12 protein-coding genes are annotated in these 15,087 nt (G+C 70.3%); 10 read left to right on the plus strand and 2 right to left on the minus strand.

Annotated features, from left to right (window positions below):
• Positions 1-70: 70 nt before the first annotated feature.
• The 6 genes from ACFVVO_RS10635 (at position 71) to ACFVVO_RS10660 (ending at position 7,218) form a co-directional block, all read left to right on the plus strand.
• Complete coding sequence (locus ACFVVO_RS10635) at positions 71-874, plus strand: alpha/beta fold hydrolase (protein WP_390053610.1); 804 nt, start codon at positions 71-73, stop codon at positions 872-874.
• Positions 871-1,854, plus strand: coding sequence for an endonuclease/exonuclease/phosphatase family protein (locus tag ACFVVO_RS10640; RefSeq protein WP_390053611.1), 984 nt, complete (start codon positions 871-873; stop codon positions 1,852-1,854). Before ACFVVO_RS10635 ends, ACFVVO_RS10640 begins: the two co-directional genes overlap by 4 nt.
• Before the next feature lie 61 nt (positions 1,855-1,915).
• Complete coding sequence (locus ACFVVO_RS10645; RefSeq protein ID WP_390053613.1) at positions 1,916-3,757, plus strand: VWA domain-containing protein; 1,842 nt, start codon at positions 1,916-1,918, stop codon at positions 3,755-3,757.
• A 139-nt stretch (positions 3,758-3,896) separates the two neighbouring features.
• Complete coding sequence (gene metG / locus ACFVVO_RS10650; protein ID WP_390053615.1) at positions 3,897-5,612, plus strand: methionine--tRNA ligase; 1,716 nt, start codon at positions 3,897-3,899, stop codon at positions 5,610-5,612.
• A 221-nt stretch (positions 5,613-5,833) separates the two neighbouring features.
• The gene (locus ACFVVO_RS10655) at positions 5,834-6,793 is read left to right on the plus strand and encodes a hypothetical protein (RefSeq protein WP_390053617.1); all 960 of its coding nucleotides are present in this window, start codon (positions 5,834-5,836) and stop codon (positions 6,791-6,793) included.
• Positions 6,790-7,218, plus strand: a complete 429-nt coding sequence (locus ACFVVO_RS10660) for a hypothetical protein (RefSeq protein ID WP_390053619.1) — start codon at positions 6,790-6,792, stop codon at positions 7,216-7,218. Before ACFVVO_RS10655 ends, ACFVVO_RS10660 begins: the two co-directional genes overlap by 4 nt.
• 50 nt (positions 7,219-7,268) lie before the next feature.
• Here the strand turns inward: ACFVVO_RS10660 and ACFVVO_RS10665 are convergent, their stop codons facing one another.
• Together ACFVVO_RS10665 and ACFVVO_RS10670 are read right to left on the minus strand one after the other, a co-directional pair.
• Positions 7,269-7,478, minus strand: a complete 210-nt coding sequence (locus tag ACFVVO_RS10665; RefSeq protein WP_390053621.1) for a DUF397 domain-containing protein — start codon at positions 7,476-7,478, stop codon at positions 7,269-7,271.
• Positions 7,475-8,350: a helix-turn-helix domain-containing protein gene (locus tag ACFVVO_RS10670; protein WP_390053623.1), complete on the minus strand. Its 876-nt coding sequence runs from the start codon at positions 8,348-8,350 to the stop codon at positions 7,475-7,477. The genes ACFVVO_RS10665 and ACFVVO_RS10670 overlap by 4 nt, the downstream gene beginning before the upstream one ends.
• Before the next feature lie 464 nt (positions 8,351-8,814).
• On the opposite strand from ACFVVO_RS10670, the gene ACFVVO_RS10675 reads away from it, so the two are divergent.
• From ACFVVO_RS10675 to ACFVVO_RS10690, 4 genes are all read left to right on the plus strand, one after another.
• A complete protein-coding gene (locus tag ACFVVO_RS10675; protein WP_390053624.1) occupies positions 8,815-9,756 on the plus strand; it encodes a helix-turn-helix domain-containing protein in 942 nt (313 codons plus the stop codon).
• Positions 9,757-10,052: 296 nt separating this feature from the next.
• Positions 10,053-10,895: a hypothetical protein gene (locus ACFVVO_RS10680; protein WP_390053626.1), complete on the plus strand. Its 843-nt coding sequence runs from the start codon at positions 10,053-10,055 to the stop codon at positions 10,893-10,895.
• Positions 10,896-11,096: 201 nt separating this feature from the next.
• The gene (locus ACFVVO_RS10685; protein ID WP_390053628.1) at positions 11,097-11,810 is read left to right on the plus strand and encodes a nucleotidyl transferase AbiEii/AbiGii toxin family protein; all 714 of its coding nucleotides are present in this window, start codon (positions 11,097-11,099) and stop codon (positions 11,808-11,810) included.
• A 115-nt stretch (positions 11,811-11,925) separates the two neighbouring features.
• Positions 11,926-15,054 (plus strand): FG-GAP repeat domain-containing protein, encoded by a 3,129-nt coding sequence (locus tag ACFVVO_RS10690; protein ID WP_390053629.1) that lies wholly within the window; start codon positions 11,926-11,928, stop codon positions 15,052-15,054.
• The last annotated feature ends 33 nt before the right edge of the window (positions 15,055-15,087 follow it).

Below are 15,087 nucleotides of genomic sequence, written 5' to 3' on the forward strand. Positions count from 1 at the left end.
ATGCCTTGGATTGCACCGAGGGCAAAGATTTTATTGCACCGAGAAGACGCGTAACCCTAGGGTCGATCACATGCCCCCCTTCCTCGCATACGATGACAAAAACCCCGGAACCTCCGCCCGCACCCCGCTCGTCCTCGTCCACGGCCACCCCTTCGACCGCACGATGTGGGCCCCGCAGCTCGCGGCGTTCTCCGCCGGGCGCCGGGTGATCGCCCCCGACCTGCGCGGCTACGGCGCCTCCCCGGTGACCCCGGGCACCGTCCCGCTCTCCCGCCACGCCCGTGACATCGAGGAGCTGCTGGACTTCCTGGAGGTCGACACCTTCGTCCTGGCCGGGCTGTCGATGGGCGGCCAGATCGCCATGGAGTGCTACGACCGCCTCGGCGACCGCGTCCGCGGCCTGGTCCTCGCGGACACCTTCCCCGACCCCGAGACACCCGAGGGCAGACGGGGCCGGACCGCCCTGGCCGCCCGGCTGCTCGCCGAGGGCATGCGCGGCTACGCCGACGAGGTCCTGGAGAGGATGGTCGCCCCCTACGCCGATCCCGGGGTCAAGGCCCATGTGCACCTCATGATGACCGCCACCTCCCCCGAGGGCGCCGCGGCCGCCCTGCGCGGCCGCGCCGAACGCCCCGACTACCGCCCGCTGCTGACCCGGGTCACGGTGCCGGCGCTGGTCGTGGTGGGCGCCGACGACACCTTCACACCGGTCGCCGACGCGGAGGCCATGCACGCCCTGCTGCCCGACTCAGCCCTGCACGTCTCCGAGGGCGCGGCCCACATGCCGAACCTGGAGCGGCCGGAGGAGTTCAACGAGGTGCTGGGGAGGTTCCTGGCCCGGGTGGACGCCACGCCCGTAGGCTCGGCCGGGTGACCGATCGACCCGGACGCGGACCGGGCCCCTGGTGCGCGGGGCTGCTCCTCACCGGGGTCAGCGTGATCCTCGGCTGCCGGATGGCCGGCACCGACGGCGTCACGCCCGCACCGCAGCTGCTCGCCTTCCTGCCCTGGCTGCTCGCACCGGCCGGACTCGGCCTGCTGTGCGCCCTGCTCGCCCGCTGGTGGCCGGGGCTGGTCTGGTCGGTGGCCGTACTCGGTCTGCTCGGCTGGTACCTGGACCCCTACGGCAAGGTCCACGAGCCCGCCGGGGCGCCGCTCGCCTCCCTGCGCGTCCTGACCGCGAACGTCGAGTTCGGGCGCGGCACCCCCGCCCTTGTCCCACAGCTCCGCCGCCACCACCCCGACCTCGTCTTCGTCGAGGAGTGCGAGCGCACCTGCCGGGCCGCCCTGGACGAGGAACTCGCCGGCGCCTATCCCCACCGCCGGGCCGTGGCGGCGGACGGCTCCCGTGGCTCCCTGATCCTGAGCCGCTTCCCGCTGAGGGCCGCGGCGGGCGTACCCGGCACGATGGGCATGCCCGGCGCCGTGGCCGACGTACGCGGCCACGCCGTACGGGTCCAGCTCGCCCACCCCGTGCCACCGCTCCCCGGCCAGGTCGGCCCGTGGAAACGCGAACTCGGGCGGCTCCGCGCCTACGCCGCCGAGGACACCCGTACCCCGACCATCCTCGCGGGCGACTTCAACGCCACACAGGACCACGAGGCCTTCCGCCGCGTCCTCGACACCGGCCTGACCGACGCGGCCCGCCTCGCGGGCCACTACCGCACCCCGAGCTGGCCCTCCCGCACGGCCTCCGTCATCGGCGCGCAGATCGACCACGTCCTGCTCTCCCCGGACTTCTCCGCCGAAGACGCCCGTTTCCTGCGCCTGACGGGCACCGACCACCGCGCGCTCGTTACCGACGTCACTCTCCACGGCTCCGCAACGGACCGAAAAGCAACCCAGGGCCGCTAACCTTACGTGTCCGTCCTGGCCAGGGATTAACGGGTACCAACTCACGCAAAGGGTTGCGCACATGGGCATTCTCACTCTCCTGCGGAACGCATTCGGCCGGGGGCGCAAGCCACGCACCGCCGAAGCAGAGGGTGCGGACCGACGTCCGTCGCAGGAACCGGAGCCGACGACCACCACCGACCCGGCCCCGACCGCCCAGGTCCCCGAGCCCCGCACCTCGTCCTCCGACGAGCACGATCTGGTCTCGGCCGCCTTCGACAAGATCACAGTCCCCAGGCAGCCCACCGACTCCCCAGAACCCGAACTGGTCCTGGACCTGACCCCGGAGCCCGAGCCCGAGCCCGAGCCGACGCCGCAGGCGGAGGACACAGCGACGGCGAAGGCCGAGGCGGAGCCGAGCGAAGCCAAGGCTGAGGCGGAGCCGAAGGTGGAGGCCGAGCCGGCGCCGCAGGCCGAGGCGAAGCCCGAGCCGACGCCGCAGGCCGAGGCGAAGCCCGAGCCGGCGCCGCAGGCCGAGGCGAAGCCCGAGCCGGCGCCGCAGGCCGAGGCGAAGCCCGAGCCGACGCCGAAGGCCGAGGCCGAGACTGAGGCGGAGCCGAGCGAAGCCAAGCCGGACCCGACCGCTGAGCCGGAGCCGAAGGCAGAGGCCGAGGCGAAGCTTGAGGCAACCGAGACGGCGACTGCGACTGCGACGGAGCCTCAGCCCGAATCGACGCCGACGCCGACCAAGGCCGAGACCGAGGCGGAGCCGACGGCGCAGGACGGCCCCGAGCCGACGCCGAAGGCTGAGGCGGAGGCCGAGGCGGAGTCGAGCGAAGCCAAGCCGGACCCGAGCACTGAGCCGGAGCCGAAGGCAGAGGCCGAGGCGAAGCCCGAGCCGGAGGCAGAGCCGGAGGCCGAGGCCAAGCCCGAGCCGACGCCGGAGCCGGTCAAGACGGCGACCGCGACGGAGCCGCAGCCCCAATCGACGCCGACGCCGACGCCGACCAAGGCCGAGGCGGAGCCGAAGGTTCAGGACGAGCCCGAGCCCGAGCCGGCGCCGAAGCCGACCTCGGAGAAGGCGGAGGCCGAGGCGGAGCCGCAGGCCTCCACCCCCGAGCCGCAGGCCGCCGACGGCGAGGACACCCCACAGGGGCCACCCGCACCCGACACCGAAAGCCGCACGGCTGGTGCGGGTGGGAACAATCCCGCCGAAGGCGAAGCCGAGGCCCCCGAGCCCCCCGCCCCGTCCGCCACACCCGCAACCCCCCTCACCAAGATCAAGTCCCACGCCCCCAACCTCACCACCGCCTACAAGGCAGCCACCACCACCCTCGATAAGAACAACCTCACCGGCGCCCGAGCGAAGCTCTACCTCGTCCTCGACCGCTCCGCGAGCATGCGTCCGTACTACAAGGACGGCTCCACCCAGGCCCTCGCCGACCAGACCCTCGCCCTAGCCGCCCACCTCGACCCCGAGGCCACGGTCCACGTCGTCCTCTTCTCCACGGAGATCGACGGCACCACCGACCTGACCCTCGCCGAGGACCACGAGACGAAGATCGACGACGTCCACGCGAGCCTCGGCCGCATGGGCCGTACCAGCTACCACGCCGCCGTGGAGGCCGTACTCGCCCACCACGAGAAGAACAACGAACCCGGCACCCCCGTCCTGGTGGTCTTCCAGACGGACGGCGCCCCCGACGCCAAGACCCCCGCGACCCAGTCCCTCACCGAGGCCGCGAAGAACCACCCCGGCGTCTTCTTCTCCTTCGTCGCGTTCGGCGAGCACGACAACAAGGCCTTCGACTACCTGCGCAAACTGAAGACCGACAACACGTCCTTCTTCCACGCCGGCCCCACCCCCCGAGAGCTCACGGACACCGAGCTCTACGAGGGCCTGCTGGCAGCCTGGCGCCCGTAGCACCCCGTAACGGCGCGCAACGCACCGGCACAACTAATGCCGCCCGCTTCTCACCCCGTAAAACGGGAGGCGGGCGGCATACACATGTCGGCTACGATTTCAAGGTTCGCAAAACAACCCGACCTGGGAGCAGCCCCCGATGGCTCGACACCTCATCACCAGCGCCCTTCCGTACATCAACGGGATCAAGCACCTGGGCAACATGGTGGGGTCCATGCTCCCGGCGGACGTGTACTCCCGGTACCTCCGCCAGCGCGGCCACGACGTCCTGTACATCTGCGCCACGGACGAGCACGGCACGCCCGCCGAGCTGGCCGCGAAGGAGCAGGGCCTCGCGGTGGCCGAGTTCTGCGCCCAGGCCCACGACGCCCAGAAGGCGGTCTACGACGGCTTCGCGCTGGCCTTCGACTACTTCGGCCGCAGCTCCTCCGCGGAGAACCGGGACATCACGCAGCACTTCGCCCGCAAGCTCAACGAGAACGGCTTCATCGAAGAGCGGGCCATCCGTCAGGTGTACAGCCCCACCGACGGCCGCTTCCTCCCGGACCGATACGTCGAGGGCACCTGCCCCCACTGCGGCTACGACAAGGCCCGCGGCGACCAGTGCGAGAACTGCACCCGCGTGCTGGACCCGACCGACCTGATCAATCCGCGCTCGGCGATCTCGGGCTCCACGGACCTGGAGGTCCGCGAGACCAAGCACCTCTTCCTGCTGCAGTCGAAGCTGCAGCACGAGGTCGAGCAGTGGGTGGCCCGGCACGAGGACGACTGGCCTCAGCTCGCCTCCTCCATCGCCCGCAAGTGGTTGAACGAGGGCCTGCACGACCGCGCGATCACCCGCGACCTGGACTGGGGCGTCCCCGTGCCCGCGGACACCTGGCCGGAGCTCGCGGCCGAGGGCAAGGTCTTCTACGTCTGGTTCGACGCCCCGATCGAGTACATCGGCGCGACGAAGGAGTGGGCGGACCAGGACCCGGAGAACCGCGACTGGAATTCGTGGTGGTACGACGTGGACACCGAGGTGCGCTACACGGAGTTCATGGCCAAGGACAACGTCCCCTTCCACACCGTGATGTTCCCGGCCACCGAGCTGGGCGTGCGCGAGCCGTGGAAGAAGGTCGACTATGTCAAGGCCTTCAACTGGCTGACGTACTACGGCGGCAAGTTCTCCACTTCGCAGAAGCGAGGCGTCTTCACCGACCAGGCGCTGGACATCCTGCCCGCCGACTACTGGCGCTACTTCCTGATCGCCAACGCCCCCGAGTCGGACGACTCGTCCTTCACCTGGGAGCACTTCACCGCCACGGTCAACAAGGACCTCGCCGACACTCTCGGCAACTTCGTCAACCGGGTGCTGTCCTTCTCCCGCAAGCGCTTCGGCGACGACGTGCCCACCGGCGGCGAGCCGGGCGAGGCCGAGGCGAAGCTCGGCGAGGAGATCGCACGCCTCCTGGCCGAGTACGAAGTGCAGATGGAGGCGCTCCAGTTCCGCAAGGCGGCCGCCGCCCTGCGGGCCCTGTGGTCGGCCGGCAACTCCTACCTGGAGGAGAAGGCCCCCTGGCTGGAGATCAAGACGGACAAGGACGGCGCGGCCCTCACCCTGCGCACGGCGATGAACCTGATCCACCTGTACGCGGTGGTCTCCGAGCCCTTCATCCCGGCGACGGCGAAGACGATGCGCGAGGCGTTCTCCCTCAAGGACGACACGGCGACGTGGGCCACGGAGGCCGAGGCGAAGTCCCTCTCCTCCGTCCCCGCCGGCACCCCCTTCACGGTCCCGCCGGTCCTCTTCGCCAAGCTCACGGACGAGGACCTGGAGAACTACAAGGAGCGCTTCGGCGGCGACGAGGGATGAAGGTGACGGTCGCCGAGAGTGCTTTCCGCTCAGCGCCGACTGAGAAGCCGACCGCGTAACGCATCTCCGTACCGACAGAGGCCCGGAAACACCACGTTTCCGGGCCTCGGCGTTTTCGCAAGCACCGAACGGGGAGGCGTGAACGTTTCCTCCTTACCCGAACGAGTGAACCATTTTCATCGCGCAACATCCGGGCCCCTTGATCCACCTACGTTGACCGCATGGTCACATCCACCCACGAGGCGTCTCACCGGATATTCCAGGACAGGCCGGAACTCCTCACCCCCGTCTTCGACCTCCTCGGAGTCCCGATGTCCGCCAAGGCGTCGGTGTTGGTACTCAGCGCCGACGTGACGGAGATCCAGCCTCTGGAGAGACGCGTGGACACCGTCCTGCGCGTCGAACCGTCCGACGGGGATGCCTTCCTGCTCGCCATCGAGACGCAGGGCCGGCGCGACAACCGCAAGGCGACGAGCTGGTCGTACTACGTGGCGTACCTGCACGAGAAGTTCCGCCTTCCGGTGCTGCTCCTCGTCACCTGCACCGACCGGAGTACGGCGCGGTGGGCGACCGGACCGTTCATCTGCGAGGTGCGAGGCTGGACCACTCACAGCACCCATCCCCTGGTCCTGAGCCCGGACAACGTACCGATGATCACCGACCGGCGTACGGCCGCCCGGAACCTGGCGATGGCGACATTCTCCGCCATCACGCATAGCAGGAATCCGAAGGCCACAGCCATACTGGAGGCCCTGTTCGGCGCCCTGCAGGAGACAGACCCGCAGACCGCCATGTACTTCAGTGGCCTACTGGAGATCGGCCTGGGGGAAACTCCGGCCCGACAGACATGGAGAAAGCTGATGAGTTTCACCAACTTCTTCCCCGGCCGGGGCACCCTGCTGGAGGAGACCTACCTGGAAGGCCAGGCCGAGGGGGAAGCCAAGGGCGAGGCCAGGGGAGAGGCCAGGGGCGAGGCCAAGGCCATTCTTCGCTTCCTCGAAGCACGGGGCATCTCCGTACCCAAGAAGGCCCGGGACCGCATCGCCGACTGCACCGATCTCGGTCTCCTCAATCGCTGGCTGGACCGGACGCCCCACGTGGACAGCGTCGACGACCTCTTCGCCGAGGACCCGGCGGCCACCGCGGACCAGGGCGAAGCCTGGCCCACGGCGCCATCATGATCGACGACCTCGACGCATCACCTGAGCTACTCGACCTGCTCCGGTTCAACTTGCTGTCCGTAGGCCTGGGCGTACCACCGGAACGCGTGCTGGGCGACTTCCGTGCCGGACTGGAGGAGCTGAGACAACAAGGCTCCCTCTCCCTCCGGGACATGGCCCGCATCCGGGCCGGGCTGGACAAGCGGTCAGCGGAGGAGCACGAAGACGAGGACTGGGTCAGGGGATACACCGCCGGATACACCGCGGCGTGGTCCGCAGCGGTCCTGCGGGTTCTGGAGGTGCGTGACATCGACGTACCCAAGGAGATCTACCGCCCGCTCTCGCTGTGTCCGGACCCAGACGCCCTCACTCGCTATCTGGACCGCGCCATCACGGCGGACACGCCGGAGGAACTGTTCACCCCCGACCTGACGAGCGATGCGTAGGGCTGCTTCGTGTGTGTCGAACGGCCCGGGAGGAGCTGTCCCCGGGCCGTTCAGCTTCCCGAGGCGTGCGCCACGAAGTCGGCCCACGCCTCCGGGGCCAACGCAAGCTGAGGGCCTCCTATGTTCTTGGAGTCGCGGACATGCACGGTGCCGGGGGTGATGGCCAGCTCAACGCATGAGTTGCCGTCGTTGCCGCTGCTGTAGCTGCTCTTGAACCACGCCAGCTCGAAGGTGTCCCCGGCAGTGGTCTTGCGGATCATGTCTCTCCCAGCAGTTGCTCGATGAAGGCCAGCGACTCCCGTGGTGAGAGCGCCTGGGCCCGGATGGTGCCATACCGCAGCTCAAGGATGCGCAGGTGTTTGGGATCAGAGATCGGCCGACCGCTGAACGCACCATCGGAGCGGCCCACCGCTGAACCATCCGCGAACTTCAGCAGCTCGATCTTGCCGTCCATGCCAGAGTGGGTCTCGCAGTTCAACGGCATCACCTGAAGAACGACGTTGTGCAGCCTGCCCACTTCCAACAGACGTTCGAGCTGCTGGCGCCACACCATTGTGCCCCCGATCGGACGGCGCAGAGCCGCCTCTTCCAGGACGAAGCTGAGCGCAGGGGCGGGCCTACGCTCGTAAATCGACGCACGAGCCACGCGCGCGGCCACCATGCGCTCCACCTCGTCCGGCGAATACGGAGGTTGCATGGCCTCGAACAGTGCTCTCGCATGGTCGGCGACCTGCAAGAGGCCGTTGATGCCGTTACTTTCGTAGACGCCGACCTCTACGGCCTGCGCCTCCAACTTGGCCAGTTCCCGGACCTTCTTCGGATACCGGACCTTCTTCACGTCCTCCCAGGCCGCCGCGATGAGCCCGCCCGCGTCCAACACCTCGTCGGCTCTGTCCAGGTACTCCTGCCGAGGGATCCGCTTCCCGCCCTCGACCTTGTAGACCAGGTCCTCTCCGTACCCGACCGCGGTCGCGAACTCGGCGGCCCGCAGCCCCACCGCCTCCCGCCGCAGCCTCAACTGCCGCCCCACCGTGGTGATGACGGCCACTCCCCACTCGTCCTCCGGGTCCACCTCCCACCCTGGCTCGTCCGCCTCGTCCGTGAGCTGCCGCACCTCGCCGTCCACCGACATCCCGCACCCTCCGTCGTGCCGCTGTGCCACCGTGCCGCAACGCCGCTACCCATGGGTCCAGTTCAGACAGCCCGGACAACAGCCGACAAGCCCCGGACAGTCACCCTGCGTACCGCCACTGTCACTCAAACCGTACAGGCGGAACTCGACCCACCGCGAGCCTGACCTGCGGAAACGGCACACGCACCGGAATACGGGCGCGTGTGTTCCGGTGCCGTCGGCGATCTTCCCCAAGGAACACGAGAGGGAAAGAAACCGCACCAAGCCCCACCCCTCCCGCCCACGGCGCACGATCACTCCCGCGAGTGAACATCACCAACTGAGCTGGATTCGGCACCGGTTGTCTGCCTTACGCTCAGCGCAACACCAAGCGGCACGGCACAACCTCAGACATGCAAACGGCCCCCGCCGGGACGGCAATCCCAGTGCGAGGGCCTGACCACCAAGGAAGTCAACCCTTCCCGATGGACACCCAAAACAGTAGCGCGCACCCGCGCGCCCAGTCCCGTAACGGCGGCGAAAACCACCCGCGCCGGAGCCCTCACCGCACGCGCGCGAGCGCGCACCCCGGCGGCGTCACCCACGACAACACCCGCCACACCACCCGCTTCACGGTGATCGGCAACCACCTCGCCCAGCACCGTGAGTTGTCAGGGCTGGCCATCGGGCTGGCAGTGCACATCCAGTCGCTGCCCACCGGCGCCCCGGTCGACATCAAGACCCTCGCCGCCCGCTTCCCCGAAGGCACGACCCGGATCGCCGCCGCCCTGCGCGAGCTGGAGACCCACGGCTACCTGCACCGCACCCGCGAGCGCACCGAGACCGGCCGGATCGTCACCCGTACCGTCTCCTGCAACCAGCCGGGCCGACAGCGCGACCGCGACGCGTCCGAAGCGGCACCGCCCAAGCCCCCGGCCCGCCGCGCCGCCGCCACCCCGCAGCAGGAACCTGCACGCCGCCGCGCCCTCCCCGCCGTACCCAAGCCCGCGTACGCCTCCCTCACCCTCCTCCAAACAGCCACCGAGGTCCTCGCCGGCCTCCGCCGAGCGGACCCCCGCCTGCTCCTCTCCGCCACCGACGCGGAACACCTCGCCCCCGGCGTCGCCGCCTGGCTGGAGCGGGACCTCACCCCCACCGCCGTACGCCACGCCCTGACCAGCGACCTGCCACCGCAGCCCCTGCGACGCCCGGCCGCCCTCCTGGCCCACCGCCTCACCGCCCAGCTCCCACCCCTGCCACCGTTCCGCACCCCCGAACCGGCCCCACCCGTCCGGCATCCACTCCGCAACTGCGACACCTGCGACCGCGGCTACCGGGGCCCCGACCCGCGCAACTGCCAGGGGTGCGCATCCACGGAACACACCTACGGAACCGTCGGCGCCCCCGAAGCCGCCCCGGCAGGATGAGCACTACCGCGCCGCCCCGATCGCTGTGACGACGTTCTCCGACACCCGACAGGACCTCGCGTGCTACCCACTTTCGCGTCCAACGGATTTCTTCCGCTCGGTCGGCACTCCGTCTCCCTCAACGAGGCTGAGGCCATGCTGGTCAGTGTCACGGAGTTCGAGGAGTCATCGACACGCAGGGAACTGTGGGACCTGGAGGTGCGACTGTGACCGGCGACAGCTGGCGCGAGCGCAGGCGCGCGCTCCTTCAAGACGACCCTGGCGAGGCCGAGCGCGCCGCACATGTCCTCGATCGGTTGGGCACTGAAGCCCGGGACGACGAGGAGATCGAGGCAGAACACCGCGCGAGCCGACTGGCGGCGGCACAGGAGTACGCTCCGGACGCCCGGCTCGAGGAAGAACTGCGGCTCCGGCTGACCGGACCGGACGCCGACGGCGGTGCGCTCCGCTTCCAGTGGGGCGACGCGCTGCTGCAACCCGTCGAGCACATGGTCTCGGTCGCCGCAGGCACTCCGGTACAGCTGGAACTCACCGGGATCTCGACAGGCAGCACCGTGGTGCACGCCCGTCCGGTCGCTGTCGCCGCCGACGCGCCCGAATCCAACGCTCTCGACGCCCCTGCCACATCCGCCGCTTCCACGGGCCTTGGCACCCTCACCACGCTGCTCGACGCCCTGGAGTCGGAGCATGACGTCCGCGAATGGGCCCGGCTCTTCGATGCGGTCGAAGCCGTGTCCCGGGCGTTGAGCCGGTACGAGCTGGACCTGGGCGTGACCTGGTACGACGCCGACGGCTACGTGCGTCGCGCACGACTGACCGAGCGGGGCCGCAGCTACGTGCGACGGCTCCGGGAGACCAGGGCCCGCGATCAGGAGATCATCATCTCCGGTCGCATCACGGAGCTGCGGGAAAGCGGCTTCGTGAAGGTGAAGACGGGCACAGCCAAGAACGCGCCCGCCTACGACGTCCGTTTCGAGGACCCCGAGGAACTGGTGCGCATGCGTCCCGGTCTCGGTGACAACGTCCATTTCCGGGTCCGCTTCCGACAGCAGCTCGACTCCATGGGCATCGCGCGGTCCACGGAGCACACGTACCTCGGGCCGGCCGCCGAACAGACGTCACTGCCGCTCGAACCCTAGACCGCTCGGCCCCGTGGCCGCGGACAAGTGGAGGAGGGTCAGGGTGAGGCGCGGGGCGTGTCCAAGGAAGCGTCGACGACCTCTTCGACGAGGACGACGCGGACCTGCCCCACTGCGAGACCCTGATCGACCACCTGAACCGGAGTCTCCCGGGCGGGGCGCGCCCGTGCCCCGCCCGCCTTCTGGCAAAGTACGGATGCCGTGACCCCTTCCGACCCTCAGAGGCGACTTCTCGCGGACGTTCTCGGCGCAGGCAGCCCGTACGCGCTGGTGCTCGCCGGCGGTTATGCCCTGCAGGCGCACGGCCTGGTGTCCCGTCCGCACGCCAATGTCGACTTCGCCACCGAGAGCCCCAAGGTCATGGAGCGGATCGTGGCCGCCGTCGACTCGGCCCTGGAGGCGCACGGCCGCCGGGTGCGGGTCGGGGCCGTCACCCCGCTCACCGCGCAGCTGACCGTCACCGATCCGCCGAGCGGGGAGCCCATCGCACTCGCGCTGCACAAGGAAGCCTTCTGGCAGCCGCCCGAGCTGACCGAGTACGGGCCCGCCCTGTCCCTGGAGGACGCGGTCGGTACGAAGATCCGCGCGCTGTACGACCGGGGAGCGGCCGTCGACCTCGTCGACGCGCGGGGCGCCGCCGCCCGGTTCTCCCTGCCCCGCCTGGAGGAACTGGGCCGCCGCCACGCCCACGACCCCTTCGACCTGCCCACCTTCCAGTCCCGGCTCACCGGCACGGACTTCTACGCCGACGCGGACTTCCTCCGGTACGGCCTGGACGAACCCCAGGTCCTCGCGCTGCGCGCCTGGGCCCAGCACTGGTCCGACGACATCGCCGAGCGGCTGATGGAGGACGGCGCGTCCCCGGACACCGAGCCGGATACGGACACGGACACGGATACGGATACGGACACGTAGCCCGGTCCGGGCACAGGCGAGTGACCGGGTACCCTCCGCGTCAACAACTGTAAAAGTGCTGGTAAAGTCCGCTCACTTGGCGAGGGCGGGGGCCCTCGCGGGGAGGGAACCTCACGTGGGCAGACACGCCCCGAGACGGCGCGGCATGGCCGCGGCCGTCTCCTCGTTCGCGGTCGCCGTGGCGGCCGTGTCCGCCGCCGTACTGCCGGAGAACGGCGCCTCCGCCGACCCGGCCGGCACGGCGGAAGGCACCACCGAGATCACACTGAGCCACCCCGGCTCCTCCGCCTACCCGCGCACCGACCGGCCGCTCGTCGCCGGGCAGAGCGGGTTCCTGCACCGGGCGAGCGGGGTCCCCGGACTGCTGTGGACGGACTACGCCGACGGCACGACCGCGGTCGTGGGCACCGAGGACGGCGTCTACACGCCGGTCGGCTCGTGCGCGAACCTGGGCTCGACGACCTGCCCGACGGCCTGGTACGGCTCGGACGCCGACCTGGTCGCGCTGCCGTCGACCGTGTCGGACAAGATCGTCACCCTCTGGGACCCGAAGACGCGGACGACGTCGTCCTTCACGGCCGCCGCGGCGTACCGGGGTCTCGCCGGGAAGACCGTCGTCACCGAGCACGCGCTGGTCGACCGCGTGGACGGCGAGTGGCGCTCCCGCGCCATCCAGCCGTCCTGGCTGCGCGTCAACTCCGGCGCGATCACCACGGCGGACGAACACGGCGCGCTGGTCAAGGTGGACTCGAACCTGTACTACCTCGACCTCGACACGGCCGTGGCCACCGAGGCCTTCACCGGCGTGAGCGCCCGCCCGGTCACCGTCCAGAGCGAGGACCGCACCGGCTGGTACGACTCCGCCTCCGGCGACCTGCACCTGAAGCCGCGCACCGATCCCGGCGGCGCCGAGCAGGTGCTCGACCTGCCGTCACCCGGCGCCACCCTGGACGGGGCCCCGGTTCTCACCGGCGACTGGCTGCTGCTGCCCCTGCACACCGGCACCGGAACCAGCGAACTGACCGCCGTGTCCCTCGCGGACGGCTCATCGCACCCCCTGCTGGCCAAGGCCGGCGAGTACGCGGTCCACGCTTCGGGCGGCGGCGCCCTCGTCACCGGCGGCACCGGCCCGACCGACTGGTGGGTGCGGCGCGTCGGCCTGGACCAGGACGGCTCGCCGAGCCTGGAGAAGGTGGCCCAGGTCCCGGCCGTGGAGAACGCCAAGACCGGCCTCGCGCTCAGCCGCGGCAGCCTGCGCGTCGCCGAGGACAAGCCCGGCAGCACCTCGGACACCACCACGGTGCGCACGCTGACCACCGACGGCGGCACCGCACTGACCGCGTCCGAGCCGACGACCGGTGACTCGGTCACCTCCGCATGCCCGTACCAGGACGCCGGCTGCTCGATGCTGTGGGGCAACAGCGGCACCGACCCCGAGGACGTCTTCCTCGGCACCTACTACGACGGCGACGAGGGCGGCAGCGGTCTGGAGAACGCGGACCGGCTGGTCGCCATCGGTGACGAATGGTCCAGCGGCTACCTGGAGTTCCACACCGCGGGCGGCACGATCGTCGACGTCTCCGACGGCTACGCGGTGTACAACTCCGGCGGCGCCTCCCCGGCGCAGTACGTCGGTGACTTCGGACAGGGCCAGAAGCTGAAGCGCTCGGTGCGCGCCGCCGCGCTGAACGGCTCCACCCTGTGGAGCGCCACCACCACCGCCGGCAAGCTCACCTCGTACAGCCTCACCGAGGACCGCACCCTCGCCACGGTCACCGTGCCGGGCCTCGGCTGCGTGCCGAACGAGCTGCAGGCGGCGGGCCGCTGGGTGTACTGGTCGTGCGGCGACGGTTCCGCCGGCGTCCACGACACCAGGACGGCCACCTCCCGGGCGGTGACCGGCGGCGACGTTCTGCTCGGTGACGGCTTCACGGTCCGTCACGACCACGCCGCCGACACCCTGGTACTGACCGGGGCGGCCACCGGCGCCACCCGGGTGGTCGCCACCGGCGTCCAGGAGTCGGGCCTCGCCGTGGACCGCCGGTTCCGGTGGACCGTGGACGAGTACACGGGGCTGGTCGCCTGGACCGACCTCTACCAGCGCACGCACATCGCCACCACCGGTGTCACCCCCTCGGCCGTGACGTCCATCGGCACGGAGACCGAGAGCTACGTGGAGCCCGGCTCGACGCCCCACTGGACCCAGGTGAGGCTGTCCCGCCCGGTCACCTCCTGGTCCCTGACCTTCACCTCGGTGCAGAGCGGCGCGACCGCCCGGGGCAGCCGCACCTTCACCGGCGGGGCGACCCCGTCCCAGGTGTCGGTGAGCTGGGACGGGAAGACGCCGGGCGGCACCCCGTTCCCCAACGGTGAGTTCCGCTGGGCCCTGAAGGCGACCGGCCTCGGCACCGGCACGGCGGACACCGTCGCCTCCGGCGAGGGCTTCCTGACCCGCGGATCTGCCGTGCGGCACGACTTCGGCAGCGTGGACGGCCCGGACGGCCGGGGCGACCTGCTCACCCTGAACTCCTCCGGCGGCCTGACCTTCCAGTACGGCACCGGAACCGGCAAGTTCGGCTCCAAGACCACCGGTACGGGCTGGGCCACCACCGTCAGGGCCGTCCCGTTCGGCGACCTGAGCGGCGACCGCTGCAACGACGTCCTCGTGCGCTACAGCAGCGGGGCCCTGCGGCTGTACAAGCCGGGCTGCAACGCGGCCGTCAAGCCGTCGACGTCGTACACCACCCTCGCGAGCAGCGGCTGGACCCAGTACGACGTCCTGACCTCGCCCGGTGACGTCAGCGGCGACGGGCGCCCAGACCTGATCACCCGCAACGCCTCCACCGGCGCCGTCTACCTCTACAAGGGCACCAGCACCGGCAAGCTGTCGTCCCGCGTGAAGCTGTACGACGACTGGAAGGGCTACAAGAAGATCATCGGCGCCGGCGATCTCGACGGCGACGGCATCGGCGACCTGCTCGCACAGGACAAGGCCAACACCCTCTACCGCTACAACGGCAAGGGCAACGGCACCTTCGCGGCCCGCGCCAAGGTGTTCGGCGACTGGGGCTCCTCCTACAACGCCGTGGTCGGCGCCGGCGACCTCACCGACGACGGCAAGGTGGACCTCGTCTCCCGCGACAGCGGCGGCAACGTCTGGCGCAACAGCGGCGACGGCAAGGGCTCCTTCGGGTCCCGCACGAAGATCGCCACCGGATGGAGCGGCTACAAGTCCCTGTCCTGACGGAACAGTTCTTGATGGCTTCTTCACAGGTCC

Origin of the sequence: Streptomyces sp. NPDC058145 (genome assembly GCF_042884245.1) — a bacterium.
Taxonomy (GTDB): Bacteria; Actinomycetota; Actinomycetes; order Streptomycetales; family Streptomycetaceae; genus Streptomyces.

Excerpts from the sequence above, each read along its gene's own strand:
- ACFVVO_RS10655 (WP_390053617.1), top strand. The coding sequence starts at position 5,834 with ATGGTCACATCCACCCACGAGGCGTCTCACCGGATATTCCAGGACAGG.
- metG (WP_390053615.1), top strand. The coding sequence starts at position 3,897 with ATGGCTCGACACCTCATCACCAGCGCCCTTCCGTACATCAACGGGATC.
- ACFVVO_RS10670 (WP_390053623.1), bottom strand. The coding sequence starts at position 8,350 with ATGTCGGTGGACGGCGAGGTGCGGCAGCTCACGGACGAGGCGGACGAG.
- ACFVVO_RS10675 (WP_390053624.1), top strand. The coding sequence starts at position 8,815 with ATGGACACCCAAAACAGTAGCGCGCACCCGCGCGCCCAGTCCCGTAAC.
- ACFVVO_RS10635 (WP_390053610.1), top strand. The coding sequence starts at position 71 with ATGCCCCCCTTCCTCGCATACGATGACAAAAACCCCGGAACCTCCGCC.
- ACFVVO_RS10665 (WP_390053621.1), bottom strand. The coding sequence starts at position 7,478 with ATGATCCGCAAGACCACTGCCGGGGACACCTTCGAGCTGGCGTGGTTC.
- ACFVVO_RS10645 (WP_390053613.1), top strand. The coding sequence starts at position 1,916 with ATGGGCATTCTCACTCTCCTGCGGAACGCATTCGGCCGGGGGCGCAAG.
- ACFVVO_RS10660 (WP_390053619.1), top strand. The coding sequence starts at position 6,790 with ATGATCGACGACCTCGACGCATCACCTGAGCTACTCGACCTGCTCCGG.